Genomic DNA, 16,544 nt, shown 5'->3' with positions numbered 1-16,544 from the left:
GCTTATAGATATTAATGCTTTTCCACAAAATTGAACCAGGCAGAAGAGTAAAATAAGAAATATATTTGGATTCAGTGATAATCAGTGTAAAGTACAAGAAAATATTTGGCGGTGAAGAATAATTGAGTGAAGATGTATTGCAGGAAATAAAGTATGCGTAACTAAAAACACACCAAGTTAAATTTTATTATGGTGTGTTTTTTAATAGTAATAACAAAGTGATTTACTAGATTATTTTATTTTATTATTAAGCGTCCAAATCAGTCGGAGTAAACGAAAATGGCAACAACTTCTCCATCGTAAATGTTTTAATATCCTGATTTAGATTGGTGAGATGGATTTCCATATCTTGCGAGAAAAATTCGCTCATCACTTGTCTGCAAGAACCGCATGGTGGTACGGGACGGTTCGTATCTGCTGCAACAGCCATTTCTTCAAATTCTGCTTCCCCATCCGATATTGCTTTGAATATTGCTACTCGCTCCGCACATAAACTGACCGGGTAAGCTGCATTTTCAATATTGCAGCCTGTATAAACTTTCCCTGATTTCGTTCGTACTGCCGCTCCCACTGCAAATTTCGAATATGGCACATACGCGTTTTCCATACTATCAATCGCTTGTTGAACTAATGATTGTTGATACATAATTCTCCCCCATTATTTGTTAGTATTTTCTAATTCCTGAAGTAATTGGTCAAAGATATAGAGAATAGATTTATACAGTTCCATATACCGCTTCGGCCGGGCATCTATAAAGTAGCTATGCATAAGCAGTAGCTCCATATTCTCTCTTGTAGATACGACCTGGTGCGGGTGAACGTTCACTTTCCTTTGCTTCACTATTTCTAGTGTTGCTTCTTCCCATTGTTCAAGCAGTTCATATACCGGATCTGTCTCTCCCTTTACCATTTGAAAGAAGTCCCTGTCCCGGCGATTTTTAGGTGGAGCAGTATTTTCAAATCTTTCTTTAAGACGAATGAGATGCTCTCTTAACTTAGCTGTTTGTTCTCTAACCATTAACATGACTGACCACCTTGTGTGTAAATAATGAAAGTCTAATTCTCTTTCTATCTATATTGTAATAAACTTCCGATCGTAGTTTCAACTTTTTCCATCTCTTGTTGTTGCTTTTGAAATAACTTCCAGATTTCATGATCAGTTCTATTCTTTATTATAACATCTATTTGTTCGAGTTGCTCTGCTATTTCCATTAAGAGTTTTTCTGTGTCCTGCTTCTTAATTCCGTCAGCTACATATAGTTGTTGCAATGCAAATGACATTAGCATCTCCTCCCTTTCCCTTTAGTCATTCGCGCTAGGAAGTTTAGTCTCCTGCCCCGTCGACAAAACTAGAAGTAATCAGTCAAAACTAGTTGTTTTTCTCAAGCAAAGTGGTAAAATATTCACTTCAATTCCGTTTTTCTAACTTACAATTTCATGGTATGATTTCTGTGTATATTTACCGAAAAACGTCTCCTAAATATGTCTCTTTATCATTTTTGTTATATAATGAATATGTACGGTTACTTCCAGACGTTTAATGTAGTAAGGGAGGATTATCGGTTTAGTCAGTAGGAGGAGAAATAATGAACTATCCAAATGGGCGGAAAAGGCGTCCATTGCAAAGGGTAAATAGAGAGATAAAAAATCATAAATATAGTAATCGGGGAATGTCGCTGGAGGAAGACATAAACACGACAAATGAATATTATCTTGCACATAATCAGGCTGTTGTGCATAAAAAACCAACCCCTGTTCAAGTCGTACGGGTGCATTATCCACAGCGAAGTGCAGCTGTCATAACAGAAGCTTATTATAAACAGGCATCCACGACAGATTATAATGGATTGTATCGTGGCAAATATATTGATTTTGAAGCAAAAGAAACAAAGAATAAAACACGATTTCCATTAGCTAATATTCATGAACATCAAATTGCTCATATGGAGCAGATCATTAATCACGGGGGGATAAGTTTTATTATTATCCGCTTTTCAAGCTATAATGAAACATATTTACTTGAAACAGAGAAACTTCTGCCCTTTTGGTACGATCTATTTAAAAAAGGGAAAAAATCAATTTCTTATGAAACAATCCGAGATGAAGCTCATCTCATCCCTTTAAAATTTCAAGCAAGAGTGGACTATTTGTCTGTGATTGACAAGCTTTATTTCACAAAATAATAGTTCAAATGATGGAGGTTTTACTTATGACAGATAAGATGTCGCGATCGGCAAGAAGAAATAAGAAAACAACGAAAAAGAAAACATCGGGAAAACGACCCATATGGAAGACAATTCTCTTTACGATTCTCTTTATTGGATTGGCAGCGGGAATTGTCGGTGGAGCAGTTGGGATATATTGGATAGCGACTGCACCGGATCTCGATCCTGACAAATTGAATGTTCCCCTATCTTCTACATTAAATGATAAATACGGGGAACCCTTTACCACGTTGGAATTAGAGAATCGGGAACAGGTCAAATATGAAGATTTACCTCAAGTACTAATTGACGCTGTAGTTGCTACAGAAGATGCTCGTTTCTTTGAACATAAGGGAATTGATTTACGAAGACTGGGCGGCGCTATTGTCGCTAACATTACGGATGGGTTCGGCTCGCAAGGTGCAAGTACAATTACCCATCAGGTAGTAGAGAACTTTTTCTTATCCAATGAAAAGCAAATTAAATTAAAGGTGCAGGAACAGTGGCTCGCACTGCAACTTGAAAGAAAATATTCTAAAGAAGAAATTTTAGAAATGTATTTAAATAAAATTTTCTACGGAAATAATTCGTATGGCGTTGTAGCAGCAGCGAAATCCTATTTCGGTGTGGAGGATTTAAATGATCTAACCTTGGCACAAGCGGCGATTTTAGCTGGATTACCACAACGGCCTACTGCATATAACCCATTCCGTGATCCAGAGCTTACAGCTTACCGGATGAATACGGTGCTTGATCTAATGGTACGCCATGGCAAGGTTACAGAAGAAGAAGCAAACGAGGCACGTGAAGTTGATATTGTCGCAATGCTCGCAGAACCTGAGGAAAGCTCTACGAAATACGGTGCGTTTATCGATAAAGTGGCCGATGAAATCAGTGAGAAATTAGAAGGCATCAATATTTATACAGATGGTTTAAAAATCAATACAACGCTTGATACAAATGCTCAGGAACGGGTTGAACTTCTATTAACAGATACGGAAGCTAACCCGCTGAATTATGGTAGTGATAATGTACAAGGTGCGATTGTTGTTACCGATACGAAAACAGGTGCTATACAAGCAATTGGCGGACGTCGTAATAGTACGGGCAGTCAAGAATTGAACTATGCGATAGATAAAAGGCCTAATTTGCAACCTGGTTCCACGATTAAACCAATCATGTCTTACGGACCGGCAATAGAGTATGACAAGATTTCTACGTATCACCAAATCAATGACGATGCGCCATACCAAGGACCAGGAATGGAAAAACCGATTAACAATATCACCCGTACTTACTCTGGTTGGGTTAGCGCTCGGACAGCATTAAGTCAATCCCTGAATGTTCCTGCGGTGAAACTTTTTGAAGAAGTAGGTGCAGACCGGGCGAAGAGTTTTGGTGAACAGGTTGGACTGGATATGCCAGATGACCTTTATGCTTCCGATGCTATCGGCGGTGGTAGTTTAACTGTTACGCCGCTGGAAATGGCAAGTGCCTTCAGTGTGTTTGGTAACGGAGGAGTTTATACAGAACCATATGCTGTAGAATCAGTTGAATTCCCAGACGGAAGCACGGTTGAGCTTCGGCCGGATTCAGAACCAGCTATTGAAGACTACACGGCTTACATGATCACGGATATGCTGAAAACTGTCTTTACGGACGGAACATGGGCGTCTGGTAGCATGGGCGGTTTACCGGTAGCTGGTAAGACAGGAACAACGAACGTCGATGACGGTTCAGCGGGAGACCGCTGGTTTGTAGGATATACGACCAACTACACTGTATCTACTTGGGTTGGTGAGAATATTGTAGATGGAAAACGAGTAGGACTTCCAGATTCGGTGGATTGGACGATCGCCCAGCAAATGTTCCGGGAAACGATGCTCCATGTGTCGGAAGGTATTGATACAGCCGATTTCCAACAACCAGATTCTGTTGTGAAATTAGCGATAGAACGTGGAACAAATCCACCAGAGCTCGCAAGTGATCACACACCTGCCGCTCAAAAGGTTACCGAGCTATTCGTTCGGGGGTCTGAACCGACAACAACATCGGAAAAATTTGATCAGCTTGATGCAGTTAGCGGACTGAATGCAACCTATAATGAAGATGATCATTCAATCCACGTGGAATGGGATTATGACACGGATAGTGATGTCTCCTTTGCAGTGAGTGCGAGTGTTGATGGTGGCTCCATGCAAGAATTAGCGACAACAGAGGATATGTCCTTAGATATATCCGAAGTAGAAGCTGGGGCAAAGTACACGATTCAAGTCGTAGCGATTAGCAACGAAAATAATTCCATAACAAGTGAGCCTGCATCCACATCGATTACGGTACCAGGTGGAGATGAGGAGGAAGAGGAAGAAGAAAATATCCCTCCAGTCTCTGGTCTAAGCGCAACGTACGTGGAAGACCAAGGAATAATCGATGTTTCATGGAATTATGATGGTCCTCCCGCTGCTTTCGAAGTGACTGTCAACGGTGGACAAACGCAAACCGTACAGTCTCAAGGTATTGAGATAAGTGGTACATTCTCCCCTGGAGAAACCTATTCAATCAGTGTAACTCCAATTGGGCAAGAAGGTGACGTACGCGGCGATACTCAATCAACATCTGTCAGCATACCACAAGCAGAAGAGCCTGAAGAACCAGAGGAAGAACCAGTAGAAGAGGCACCAGAACCAGAAGAAGATGAGGATGAAGGTGAAGAAGCACCACCTGAAGAGGATGAAACTCCCGATGAGGAAGAACCATCCGACGAATAACAAGAAAGCAAAGAAGGAAAAAAGGAAAGCTTATCTGTCGCTATACAGATAAGCTTTCCTTTATTTTTTGCTCTCTATTTCAAGCTTTCGCATCCGTTTTTTCCCTTCTCGACAAAGATCAAGAAGTGGGCATTCCGGACAATTGGGATTTCTCGCTTTACAGTGGTACCTTCCAAAAAAGATTAATCGGTGATGCGTCTCTGACCATTCTTCCCGCGGTATTTTCCGCATCAAGGTCTCTTCCACTTCCAGTACAGAATCCTTCCAGCGGCATATCCCTAATCGCTTGGACACCCGTTCCACATGAGTATCAACCGCGATCGCCGGCTCATTAAAAGCGATGGAAGCAACGACATTCGCTGTCTTTCTGCCGACCCCTGCCAGCTTCATGAGCTCTTCCTTTGTTTCAGGAACCTTCCCTCCATGTTTATCGATCAAAACGTGGCAAAGTTTTTGGATGTTCTTTGCTTTTGTACGGTAAAGCCCGATTGAACGAATATCCTGCTGAAGTTCTTCCAGTGGTACCGCGATATAATCTTCAGGTGTTTTATATTTCTTAAATAAATCTGCCGTAACTTTATTCACTAGTTTATCCGTGCATTGTGCGGATAACACAACAGCAATCAATAATTCAAATGGATTTGAATGGACGAGCTCGCCCTCCGCATCAGGGAACATTTCTGCAATCGTATCTAATACATGTCTAATCTCTTTTAAATTCAGCATCTAACTAGTCTTCCCCTTCCAGCCAGTTATAGTAGATCGATGTGTCTCTTTTTGCCGTTTGCGCAGGTTGCTGCTGATTTACTTGCTGATGACTGTGAAACTTCCTGCTTGTATTTCTTGCTTGCTCGACGGAATGGATTCCCTTCTTCTTCCATTCTCGCAAGATACGGTCAATATATTTAAAGTTTAATTTACCCATAAGTACTGATTCTCTAAGCCCTGCCTTAATTAGCGCCGGGCTGATCTTGTCTTCATCCAACCACGTATTAATCATTTCGATTTCAAATGGAGAAATCGGCCGACCGAACTCCTGTTCAAACAAAATAAAAATCGTCCCTGTCGTGTTTTCTTCTTGTTCTTTTTCTTCACTATAAAGTTTTTCGAGTAACGGCTGGACAGAGTAGGCTTCTGAAATTTGACCTTGCTCATTTTCCCTTGGCTCAATCGTTAATAAATCCTTTTGAATAAGCTTCATTAAAATGTCGGAGCAATGTTTCTCACTAATTGTCAATGGTTCAGCCAGTTCAGCGGGGGTTGGGAAATTGTTCTTCTCTTTGAAAAAATAAATAAGTTGTAGAACAAGCACAAGCTCGGTTTCATTTAAACCAAGTTTCGTGTAGTTTGTCAGCAATCTGCCGGGGATATGTAATTGATCGTGTAATATTTCTTCCAGTGGATTTGTTTCAAACATGTTAGGTACCTCCTTATTAGAAAACTTAGTTGTCACCAAGCATTTCGATGACAACCTCAGTTTCACTTATGCAGTAAGAAAAGATTTATACTTATCCTTCTGCCAAGTAAACATGCGAATTCCGATTCTTGGTTACTCAACTTCGCAGACTTAAACAACCAAGTATTCTTTTTTCTTCTTTTTTAAAACTTAACATATCTTCTGATTGCTTTCATACAGCGTAAGTGTCTTGCTCTTTCAGTTTTTTTTGCGTTCTGATTACCGTTCAGTTTCCCGGCGGACGGATGCTTTCCACGGGCACGGCCTCAGCCTCCTCGGAAGAAAACCGCTTCCTGCGGGGTCTTCGGACACGTGCTTTTCCCGTAGGAGTCACCGTCCGCCGGGCAACTGAACTAGTAGAGAACGTTATTATTAATGGAAACTATCGCATTGTAATGAGCTATTTATTTCTAAATGAAAAATAGTGTTCCAAATCAGGTTTACCCTCGGAGCAGTCCAGACACCTCGAGACTCCTGCAGGAGGAAAGGCATAGGTGAGACCCCACAGGGCGACAGCCCGAGGAGGCTCACCAGCCGCCTGCGGAAAGCGAGAGGTGTCTGGACTGCGAACCTCCAGGTAAGAGTTGCACTTACGCTGTATGAAATCAGTAGTTTAGGGTAAGTTAATCAATTGTAAATCCCTTGCTTTAAGCTGCAAGGGATTTATAATCACATTTATTTATGGATGCAATCTATTTAACAGACGCGGGAATGGAATCGTTTCGCGAATATGTTCGACACCCGTAAGCCATGCTACTGTACGCTCAAGGCCAAGACCGAATCCGGAGTGTGGAATGCTTCCATATTTCCGCAGTTCCAAATACCACTCATAGGCTGGACCGGTTAATCCGTGTTCCTCATAGCGCTGTTTCATCAAGTCGTAATCATGAATGCGTTCTGAGCCGCCAATCACTTCTCCGTATCCTTCTGGCGCGATTAAATCAGCACAAAGAACTACATCATCCCGCTCTGGATGCGGCTGCATATAAAATGCTTTAATGTCTTTCGGATAATTTACGATAAAGACAGGGTTATCGAAGTTATCGGCAATTGCTGTTTCATGTGGGGCACCGAAGTCGTCTCCCCATTCAATATCATCGAAGCCTTTTTCTTTCAGCAATTCAATAGCTTCATCATATGTGATTCTTGGGAATGGTGCTTGTATCTGCTCAAGTTTGGATATATCCCTCTCTAATACGTCTAACTCTAGTTTACAGTTCTTCAATACAGATTGAATAAGGAACATGACATAATTTTCTTGTATAACGAGACTCTCTTCATGTTCGATAAACGCCATCTCTGGTTCAATCATCCAGAATTCAATCAAATGTCTTCGGGTTTTAGACTTTTCAGCACGGAATGTCGGTCCGAATGAGAATACCTTTCCTAGCGCCATCGCGGCTGCTTCCATATAAAGCTGTCCACTCTGGGATAAATAAGCTTCTTCATCAAAGTATTTCGTATGGAATAATTCAGTTGTCCCTTCAGCTGAAGAAGCTGTCAGAATTGGTGGATCGACTTTAACAAATCCTTGATTATTGAAAAATTCATACGTTGCCCGAATGATTTCATTACGGACTTTCATGATTGCATGCTGCTTTTTCGAACGTAGCCATAAATGCCGATGATCCATTAGAAATTCCGTTCCATGCTCTTTCGGCGTAATTGGATAATCTTCTGCTTCATGTATCACTTCAAGATTTGTTACATGCATTTCATAACCGAAAGCAGAGCGTTTATCTTCCACAATTTTTCCTGTAATATAAATCGATGTTTCCTGTGTTAAATTTTTCGCTGTTTGGAAAACTTCTTCCTCTATATCATTTTTTGCTACAACTGCTTGCATAAAACCGGTTCCGTCACGTAATTGTAGGAAGGCAATCTTCCCACTGGAACGTTTATTTGCAAGCCAAGCTCCTATTGTTACTTCTTTTTCATTATAATCAGGTGCTTGAGAAATCGTAATCTTCATCTTTATACCTCCATAAATCGATCTTTAATGAGTTTCGACAAAACGTTTAATCCGTTTTGCCGCTTCTTTTAAGTCGTCTAATGATAAACAATAGGATAGTCTCACATTTTCCGGTGCGCCAAATCCAGTACCTGGCACCATGGCGACTTTTTCTTCTTCTAATATAGCTGTTACCCATTCATCAACCGTGTCAAAGCCATTTTTCCGCACGGCTTCTGTTACATCCGGGAATAAATAGAATGCTCCTTTTGGTTTTTCACATTTGATGCCTGGAATTTCACTGATTAAGTTGTAAAAGACATCCAAGCGTTCCGCAAATATATCTCTCATTTTCCGAACTTCGCTTTCGTCCATGGAAAGTGCGGCAACAGATGCGTACTGAGCAATAGAAACAGGGTTGGACGTCGAATGAGAGGAAACATTATTCATTGCTTGAATAAGCTCTTTCTCTCCGGCTGCATAACCAATTCTCCAGCCTGTCATTGCATATGTTTTTGAAACGCCATTAATAACTACCGTTTGTTTCTTTAGCTCTGGACTGATGGAAGCGATGGATACATGTTCTTCATCAGAATAAATAAGCTTTTCATAAATTTCATCTGAAACGATAAGGATATTATGCTTGAGGCAAATTTCGCCAATCGCTTCAAGTTCTTCTTTTGAATACATCATTCCCGTTGGGTTGCTCGGTGAATTGATAATAATTGCTTTTGTGTTGCTTGTAATAGCTTTTTCCAATTCTTCTAGTTGAACCTTGAAATCATGTTCTGCCTTCGTAGGAATGAATACAGGTACTCCCTCTGCAAGTTTCACTTGTTCTGGATAACTTACCCAAAAAGGGGCAGGGATGAGTACTTCATCGCCTTTATTTAAAAGCACTTGGAACAGTGCATAAAGTGCATGCTTTGCTCCCATTGTGACAATGATTTCATCTTTTGCGAAGTTGAGCTGATGATCCCTCTCCATTTTCTTTTGGATTGCTTCAATTAGCTCGGAGATCCCACCAGTCGGTGTATATTTTGTAAGGCCTGCTTGCATTGCTTGAATAGCCGCTTCAATAATCGGTTCTGGTGTATTAAAATCTGGCTCTCCGGCTCCTAACCCAATGATATCATGACCTTGGCTTTTCAATTCGTTCGCTTTAGCAGTAATGGCCAGTGTCGATGAGGGAGTTATTGTTTTTACTCTGTTCGCTAATTCCATCTGTTCTTTCCTCCTAATTGAACTGTCTTAAATAACGGATATCTTCATACTGGGATCCATCATAGATTGAGCGATAATCGAATACATATCGGTCAAACTCATCATAATAGACGAGTTCCCATAGTATTTCATCATCCAGCAAAGCCGGCGTTATTTTCACTAATTGACAAGCACTGCAGTCAGACTGCCACATATCGATCATGGAAGATGGTGACAGAACCTCGGTTGAATCGACTGTCGTCAATGTTTTCTCATTTCCTTCCAGTGGGTAAAAAATAATTTTACCCTTGCCTTCTTCATTTTTTCCGTAAACGACATGATAAGCAGCTTCCCCATTAAAGTTTTCGATTTTTGATATCTCCGTAATTCCTGTTTGATTTAACATTTCCCGTTTTGTATCTTCATGGCCTTTGGTGCGTTCGGAGTTTAAATCCATGTATAAAAAGATACCATAAATAAGCATAGAAATAAACAGAAGGAGAAAGATAATCATGCTAAAAATCAACCATTTTCGTCTTGTTTCAGCCATTTTTTCACACCTCTTCAGACAGGTTCACTAATTCTTCCCTGTGTTTATAAAAAATTGTTAGCCATAGAACAAATCCAGTGGCTTATACTAAGAGTAGTAACGGCTCTCGTGCCATTATTATTCCTCCCATAAAACTGGACGGGATCACGTTGCAAAATTTTTCTCCCCCATACCATTCGTTTGCTACTGTATTTATTACAGTAGCTTTTTTCTTAAAACCATACCCTCGCTTGTTTAATTAAGGATTGGGTGGAGTCATTTAGTATTGGTACCTCTGGTATGGAGTCTGTGAAATATCTTCCATATCGTGCTGTCACAATTCTTGAGTCACAAATGAAAACAATCCCTCTATCGCTAGACGAACGGATAAGACGTCCAAATCCTTGTTTGAATTTAATAACAGCGTTTGGTAAAGATAATTCCATAAATGGATTTTTTCCCGCTTCCTTCAATTCCTGCGATTTTGCTTCATAAACCGGGTGTGCCGGTGGCTGGAAAGGAAGTCGGACAATCATCAGACAGGATAAATCCCCACCAGGAATATCAACACCCTCCCAGAAGGAGCTTGTACCGAGTAAGATCGAACGTTCAAAGCTTTGGAAATTCTTCTTCAATCTTGTTCTGCTTCCGCTCGTAACCCCTTGGCCAATAAGCATATATTTGTCATCTGTCATTATTTCTTTCAAGAGTTTATAGGACTTCCTTAACATATCATAAGAAGTAAACAGTACAAGCATTCTCCCTTCCGTCACTTCTGCCAGAGAAAGAATTGCTTCACTCGTCGCATAGATATAATCATCCATATTTCCATATTTAATATCCGGGAAATCATTTGGAATCAGCAATTGTACCTGGTCTTTAAATGAGAATGGTGAACGGATTTGTTTTGTAATCAGCCGCTCTTCCCGAAGACCTAGTCTTTTTTCAATAAAATTGAATGAATTCTTCATCGTCAGCGTAGCACTAGTTAAAATGACGCTGTCTTTCTTCGCGAATAATTCCTCGCCAAGCAACGTTGAGACGGTAGTCGGTTCACTATATAAATAAACGGCCTGTTGATACCCCTTCGTGTCCATTTCGAGCCATTGTACATGATTAATATGCTGATCCACTAAAAAGAGCAATTCCAAATGATCAATATGCTCTTGCAAATTCTCAATGACTTGAATAAGTTCCTGCCTGTCGTTCTTCACATAATCTTCCGTATCGTCAAGGCTCTTATCCATGAGGGATAGAAAATGAATGAGATTACGGTAATAAAAAATAAGGCGATTCACCATTTCTGTTATGGTTTCCCAATTGGAAGAATTCACTTCCTCTTTACTGAATCGGAACTGGATTCTGCCAACATCACTTAATGATTTATCTTTTTTCCGTTGTTTCGTCACGTAAGCATGTAAATATTGGAAGAGATCATCAATTTCATTTTTCGTATTTGCAATTAATTCATCCCATTTATCGACCGAAAAGTTATCCTCTATATTATCGTATTTGCCAATTATATAATTGAAAAATTTCGTATCCTCCGAACGGCCAATTTGATTTAACATATAATGCATCGTTATATTGTCCAGCTTTAATCCGTAATGATAGGCTGCAGTATCTTCCAAATGATGGGCTTCATCGATAATCAATTTGTCGTAATCAGGAAGAAATTGATAATCGTTAAACATATCCGTACATAACAGGGCATGATTCGTTATAATTAAATCAGCTCGTTGGGCTCTTCGTCTTGCGCGAGTATAAAACGAATACCGGAACCAAGGAGATGTGACATCGAGCTTCCTTTCCGCATCCGCTGAAACCCTTTGGAAAAATGTATAGCCACTCGTTGGGATTTGAATTTCATCAATATCACCAGTCAAGGTTTCCGTAAGCCAGACGAGTAAGATTGCCTTCGTTAGCGTAATATCATAATTGTCGCGTTCCGGATGGGTTAGTTCATAGGCAAAGCGTTCCAAGCTTAAATAATGGTTTCTACCTTTTAACAGTGCTGCTTCAAATGGAAAATCCACAGTTTTGTGTACTAAAGGAATCTCTTCGTCAAGGAGCTGGGTCTGTAATTGTGTAGTATGTGTGCTAATGATGATGCGTTTGTTTTGTTTCACGGCCTCATATACAGCTGGAAGCAAATAAGCAAGGGATTTACCTGTACCGGTTTCCGCTTCAATTAATGCATGTTCTCCACTACAGAAAGCATCATACACCGTTTCGGACATTTCTCGCTGACCACTTCTCTTCTCATACTTTTCAAATTGTTTTTCCAGTGTACCGTTATCCTCATAAATATGATCTAGATAGTCTCCAAAAGAAGTTGTTAATATCGTTTCTTCTTGGGTCATCTTCTCTGTCATTTTAAATGCGAGTCCATTATATGTAGTAAACTTCGCTTCATTGGCAAATTCAAAACTATTCTGCTCCATCGCTTCATCCAGTAAAACAGCAAGGTTTGATTTAAACATTGGTTCCAATTTCGCCAGATTAGCGAGCGTTTCATACGGAAGACTAAACAATTTCTCTTTTAATTTCAAGAACAACCTAGCCGTGACATAAGCATCAGATAACGCCCGGTGCGGGTCATCGTGATATATATCAAGATAATCCGTAATCTGCGATAATTTATAGCTTGGTGCTTTCGGATAAAGAATCCGAGATAATTCGACCGTGTCAATAACAGGATTCCTTAAGGGTTTCCTCCCACTGTTCACTAATTCAGTATTTAAAAAACCCATGTCAAAAGGAACGTTATGGGCAATTAGATAACTATCCTCAAATAACTCCATTATTTTGTCCGCTTTTTCGTTAAAGTACGGTGCGTCTTTAACATCATCATTTGTTATATTCGTCAGATTGGTTATAAATGGAGGAATTTGTTTGTTTGGATTTAAAAAGGTATCTCTTTTATCGATAATTTCATCATTTTTAATGATTACCATACCGATTTCGATGATTTTATCGTCATTATCAGGCGAATGCCCGGTTGTTTCTAAGTCAATCACAACAAATTTATTCAATTCCACACCTCCGTCCTCTCTATTATATACGTCAATTCGTCCAAAAGAAAACTCTTATCCCATTATTGATAAGAGTCTCTTCCCCCGCCTATCTCTTTAACTTGTTATTCAAACCACTGGATTTCACCAGAATATATTTTTTCTTCTTTCCCATTATCATGTAAAACAAGGAGGGCACCGTCTTCTGCAATTCCGTGGAAAATCGCTTTTTTCTCTTCTTTTAGGTTTTTAATTTTAATTTTTTCACCTATTTTAAAACCATAGCTTTCCCATTTTTTCTTCACATCGGAAAAGCCATGGGCTAAATATGCATCAAATGCCGCTTCAAATTTTTGTAAAAACTGTTGAATCAGTTCTTGAATAGACCAATGTTTCCCTGTTTCCAAATAAAGGGAGGTCGCTTTAGATGCAAGCATTCCAGGTATATCATCACTTGTATGGTTGATATTTAGACCGATACCGACCACTATATATTGAATCTGGTCCTGTTCTGCTTGCATCTCTGTTAAAATTCCAGCCGTCTTCTTCTTATTAATCAAAAGGTCATTTGGCCATTTAATCATCGGCTCTACACCTGTATAGTCTTTTAACACGTCAGCCAACACAGTTGCTGTAAGCAATGTTAGCTGGGGAGCCTCTTGCGGAAGGATTTTAGGGCGAAGCAAGATGCTTAGCCACATCCCTTTATTCCCTGCAGAATGCCATTCTCGGTTCATTCTCCCCCTGCCCGCCGTTTGTTCATCAAGAATAGCAACTGTTCCATGCTTCGCTCCATCTGCGGCAGCTTGGTGGATTAATTGCTGGGTAGAAGCGGCGGAAGATTTATGGATGATCGTCTGACCAAGCCACTCTGTTTCCAGGCCCCATTTGATCGTATTATCACTGACTTTATCCGGATGTTTAAGGATACGATATCCTTTTCTTGGGACTCCTTCAATGATATAACCGTCTTTCTCCAATGCTTTCATATGTTTCCAGACACTATTACGGGATATTTGTAAAGCATCGGAAATATCCTGACCCGATATATAAGTCTCCTCATTCTCCGATAGGATATGAATTAATCTGTTTCTCGTTGAATCCACTCTAACCATTCCTTTATGTCACGATACTGATTATTTATTTTACCGGTAACTACAGCATCTTCCGTTTTTTCAAGCAAATGTTTCACCCATACTCCTGGTTTTTTGTCAGGAAAAAGAGCTAAAAGATCATTTCCATTGATGGCTAAGTCTTCCCTTGATTGAATTGGTAACCTTTGCTTCAATTGAATTAATTGTGCCAGAGATGGTTTAACATCTAATAACAAGTCGGCTAAGCGGATAAAGGGTTCAAACCGCTCGTCGTTAAGCTGATATATTCCAATCGCATCCAAGCCTCTTTGCTTGTAACGTTCGATATCGTCAATTAAATCACTTGCAAGCCGCTTCGTCCTGTTGGAACACTTCCATTCCTTTGCCCACTCATTGATAGCTATTTCAGGCTGATGATAGTGAAAGAAAGCAATAACTTCTGCAAAACTTAAGAGAGGCTTCATGTTTTGTGGAATTGCCTCGATTAAAGTCGGATGTTCTTTAAAAACCGGTAAAACAGTCTGAACAGCTGATTTCTTTAAATAATTTATCCCGACTGACACATATTTTCCTGCAAAAAAACGTGCCATTTCATTTGTAATTCTCTCCACTGAAATATCGAGTACTGCTGATTTACAAGCTACCATTGCTGCAAATGTTTCTTCTTCAATATGAAAGCCGAGCACACTGGAAAAACGGAGGGCGCGTATAATCCGCAGTGCGTCTTCTCCGAATCGTTTTTCCCCATTGCCGACAGTCCGAATCATTCGCTGCTTTAAATCTCTTCTACCGGAAAATAAATCCGTAATATGACCTGTTTTATCCATCGCAAGGGCATTGATTGTAAAATCACGCCGTTCTAGGTCTTTTTCAATGTTACGGATGAATTCAACGTGATCTGGACGCCTACCATCCGAATAACTGCCTTCTGTACGGAATGTAGTCACTTCATAGGATTCTTTCTCATGTCTCACGATGACAGTTCCGTGTTCAATCCCAACAGGTATGACACTTGGAAATATCGCTTGAACAATATCAGGGGTGGCAGATGTCGTAATATCGATGTCTTTGATCGGCCGACCGAGCAAATAATCCCGCACACAACCACCAACAAAATATGCTTCATAACCTTCTGCTTCAAGCTTTTCTAAAATCGGCTTTGCCCGTTGAAAATATTTCGTTAACATGCCTTCACCAAATTTCTTTTACTTCAGTAGCTTTTTATATAACTTAATATATTGCTCGACAATGATGTTAGACTGAAATTTCTGCTTTACAACTTCGAGGACCCGTTCCCGGAGCGCTTGCTGATATGCCGTATCTGTAAGGATTTCGAGCGCATAAGCTGCTGCTTGCTTTGTGTCGCCCTGCTCTACAAGATAACCGGTTTCTCCATGTGTGATCACTTCAGGAATACCACCAATATTCGTTCCGATGCCAGGAACCCCGCAAGCCATTGCTTCTAATAAAACAAGTCCGAAGCTTTCTTTTTCAGAAAGTAATAGCGTTAAATCACTGATTGCAAGCAGTTCATTAATATTATTCTGTTTCCCTAAGAACAACACATCAGAATCTAGTTCCAATTCCCTAACTAGCTGCTTTGTTGCTGAATATTCCGGTCCGTCACCTACGAGCAGCAATTTGCTAGGTATCTCCTGGTGAATTCGATGAAACGTGTCTATAACGTCTGGTAGCCGCTTCACTTTCCGGAAATTAGAAATATGAATGATTACTTTTTCTTCATCTTTTATCTCGAACTGTTCCTTCAAATATGGTACTTGAAAAGGATGATATTCCGCTTCATTCACAAAATTATATATGACAGATATCGGATAATCCGTCTCAATCATTTCCATCGTCTGTTTGCGTAAACTGTTCGATACACTCGTTACCGCGTCAGACTGTTCAATACCATATTTTATCATTTTCTTAAATGCATCATCAATTCCAAGTACTGTAATATCTGTCCCGTGCAGAGTCGTGACAACCTTTACTTTATGTCCGGCCATATCCCGCGCAAGAATTGCACAAATCGCATGGGGTATCGCATAATGCACATGCAGGATGTCAAGCTGTTCCTGGTCGATTACTTCTGCCATTTTCGAAGCAAGTGATAAATCATAAGGCGGATATTGAAATACTGGATAATGATTTACTTCCACTTGATGATAAAAGATCTTCGGATGTACTTTATCTAATCGAAACGGAAGGCTTGATGTAATAAAATGGATTTCGTGGCCACGTTCTGCTAACAGTTTTCCTAACTCCGTCGCAATGACTCCAGATCCACCGACAGAAGGATAGCAAGTTATCCCAATTTTCATT

The 16,544-nt window shown here is 40.1% G+C and carries 14 protein-coding genes; 2 read left to right on the top strand and 12 right to left on the bottom strand.

Annotated features, from left to right (window positions below; all coding sequences use genetic code 11):
- Positions 1 to 247: 247 nt before the first annotated feature.
- From SPD53_RS01950 to SPD53_RS01940, 3 genes are read right to left on the bottom strand one after another with little or no spacing between them, the layout of a single operon-like run.
- A complete protein-coding gene (locus SPD53_RS01950; protein ID WP_336251492.1) occupies positions 248 to 646 on the bottom strand; it encodes a cytidine deaminase in 399 nt (132 codons plus the stop codon).
- Between the two features lie 12 nt (positions 647 to 658).
- Entirely contained in the window at positions 659 to 1,024 is a 366-nt protein-coding gene (locus tag SPD53_RS01945; protein WP_336251491.1) for a YppE family protein, read from the bottom strand.
- 44 nt (positions 1,025 to 1,068) lie between these two features.
- Positions 1,069 to 1,281 carry a hypothetical protein gene (locus SPD53_RS01940; RefSeq protein ID WP_156855856.1) on the bottom strand — a complete coding sequence of 71 codons (213 nt, stop codon included), beginning with the start codon at positions 1,279 to 1,281 and terminating at the stop codon, positions 1,069 to 1,071.
- A gap of 305 nt (positions 1,282 to 1,586) precedes the next feature.
- Here SPD53_RS01940 and recU point away from each other — a divergent pair, with 305 nt between their 5' ends.
- Positions 1,587 to 2,183, top strand: coding sequence for a Holliday junction resolvase RecU (gene recU / locus SPD53_RS01935; protein ID WP_336251490.1), 597 nt, complete (start codon positions 1,587 to 1,589; stop codon positions 2,181 to 2,183).
- Between the two features lie 26 nt (positions 2,184 to 2,209).
- Positions 2,210 to 4,972 carry a PBP1A family penicillin-binding protein gene (locus SPD53_RS01930; protein WP_336251489.1) on the top strand — a complete coding sequence of 921 codons (2,763 nt, stop codon included), beginning with the start codon at positions 2,210 to 2,212 and terminating at the stop codon, positions 4,970 to 4,972.
- Between the two features lie 60 nt (positions 4,973 to 5,032).
- On the opposite strand, the gene nth is transcribed toward SPD53_RS01930, so the two are convergent.
- From nth to bshA, 9 genes are all read right to left on the bottom strand, one after another.
- Entirely contained in the window at positions 5,033 to 5,698 is a 666-nt protein-coding gene (nth, locus tag SPD53_RS01925; RefSeq protein ID WP_156855859.1) for an endonuclease III, read from the bottom strand.
- A gap of 4 nt (positions 5,699 to 5,702) precedes the next feature.
- Positions 5,703 to 6,389, bottom strand: coding sequence for a DnaD domain-containing protein (locus SPD53_RS01920; RefSeq protein WP_156855860.1), 687 nt, complete (start codon positions 6,387 to 6,389; stop codon positions 5,703 to 5,705).
- A 718-nt stretch (positions 6,390 to 7,107) separates the two neighbouring features.
- Positions 7,108 to 8,400 (bottom strand): asparagine--tRNA ligase, encoded by a 1,293-nt coding sequence (gene asnS / locus SPD53_RS01915; protein WP_336251488.1) that lies wholly within the window; start codon positions 8,398 to 8,400, stop codon positions 7,108 to 7,110.
- A 24-nt stretch (positions 8,401 to 8,424) separates the two neighbouring features.
- Positions 8,425 to 9,603 carry a pyridoxal phosphate-dependent aminotransferase gene (locus SPD53_RS01910; RefSeq protein WP_336251487.1) on the bottom strand — a complete coding sequence of 393 codons (1,179 nt, stop codon included), beginning with the start codon at positions 9,601 to 9,603 and terminating at the stop codon, positions 8,425 to 8,427.
- 13 nt (positions 9,604 to 9,616) lie between these two features.
- Positions 9,617 to 10,132, bottom strand: a complete 516-nt coding sequence (locus tag SPD53_RS01905) for a cell wall elongation regulator TseB-like domain-containing protein (protein WP_336251486.1) — start codon at positions 10,130 to 10,132, stop codon at positions 9,617 to 9,619.
- A gap of 212 nt (positions 10,133 to 10,344) precedes the next feature.
- Entirely contained in the window at positions 10,345 to 13,152 is a 2,808-nt protein-coding gene (gene dinG, locus SPD53_RS01900; protein WP_336251485.1) for an ATP-dependent DNA helicase DinG, read from the bottom strand.
- A gap of 98 nt (positions 13,153 to 13,250) precedes the next feature.
- Positions 13,251 to 14,240 carry a biotin--[acetyl-CoA-carboxylase] ligase gene (locus SPD53_RS01895; protein ID WP_336251484.1) on the bottom strand — a complete coding sequence of 330 codons (990 nt, stop codon included), beginning with the start codon at positions 14,238 to 14,240 and terminating at the stop codon, positions 13,251 to 13,253.
- Complete coding sequence (locus tag SPD53_RS01890; RefSeq protein WP_336251483.1) at positions 14,207 to 15,406, bottom strand: CCA tRNA nucleotidyltransferase; 1,200 nt, start codon at positions 15,404 to 15,406, stop codon at positions 14,207 to 14,209. Before SPD53_RS01890 ends, SPD53_RS01895 begins: the two co-directional genes overlap by 34 nt.
- 18 nt (positions 15,407 to 15,424) lie before the next feature.
- A complete protein-coding gene (gene bshA / locus SPD53_RS01885) occupies positions 15,425 to 16,543 on the bottom strand; it encodes an N-acetyl-alpha-D-glucosaminyl L-malate synthase BshA (protein ID WP_336251482.1) in 1,119 nt (372 codons plus the stop codon).
- Position 16,544: the final 1 nt, after the last annotated feature.

The organism is Oceanobacillus sp. MO10714A, from assembly GCF_037072045.1.
Classification (GTDB): Bacteria; Bacillota; Bacilli; order Bacillales; family Amphibacillaceae; genus Oceanobacillus; species Oceanobacillus indicireducens.
Note: the sequence above shows the minus strand (reverse complement) of the source record. Positions and strands in the feature narration are given on the sequence as shown.

Excerpts from the sequence above, each read along its gene's own strand:
- SPD53_RS01950 (WP_336251492.1), bottom strand. The coding sequence starts at position 646 with ATGTATCAACAATCATTAGTTCAACAAGCGATTGATAGTATGGAAAAC.
- SPD53_RS01945 (WP_336251491.1), bottom strand. The coding sequence starts at position 1,024 with ATGTTAATGGTTAGAGAACAAACAGCTAAGTTAAGAGAGCATCTCATT.
- SPD53_RS01940 (WP_156855856.1), bottom strand. The coding sequence starts at position 1,281 with ATGTCATTTGCATTGCAACAACTATATGTAGCTGACGGAATTAAGAAG.
- recU (WP_336251490.1), top strand. The coding sequence starts at position 1,587 with ATGAACTATCCAAATGGGCGGAAAAGGCGTCCATTGCAAAGGGTAAAT.
- SPD53_RS01930 (WP_336251489.1), top strand. The coding sequence starts at position 2,210 with ATGACAGATAAGATGTCGCGATCGGCAAGAAGAAATAAGAAAACAACG.
- nth (WP_156855859.1), bottom strand. The coding sequence starts at position 5,698 with ATGCTGAATTTAAAAGAGATTAGACATGTATTAGATACGATTGCAGAA.
- SPD53_RS01920 (WP_156855860.1), bottom strand. The coding sequence starts at position 6,389 with ATGTTTGAAACAAATCCACTGGAAGAAATATTACACGATCAATTACAT.
- asnS (WP_336251488.1), bottom strand. The coding sequence starts at position 8,400 with ATGAAGATTACGATTTCTCAAGCACCTGATTATAATGAAAAAGAAGTA.
- SPD53_RS01910 (WP_336251487.1), bottom strand. The coding sequence starts at position 9,603 with ATGGAATTAGCGAACAGAGTAAAAACAATAACTCCCTCATCGACACTG.
- SPD53_RS01905 (WP_336251486.1), bottom strand. The coding sequence starts at position 10,132 with ATGGCTGAAACAAGACGAAAATGGTTGATTTTTAGCATGATTATCTTT.
- SPD53_RS01895 (WP_336251484.1), bottom strand. The coding sequence starts at position 14,240 with ATGGTTAGAGTGGATTCAACGAGAAACAGATTAATTCATATCCTATCG.
- SPD53_RS01890 (WP_336251483.1), bottom strand. The coding sequence starts at position 15,406 with ATGTTAACGAAATATTTTCAACGGGCAAAGCCGATTTTAGAAAAGCTT.
- bshA (WP_336251482.1), bottom strand. The coding sequence starts at position 16,543 with ATGAAAATTGGGATAACTTGCTATCCTTCTGTCGGTGGATCTGGAGTC.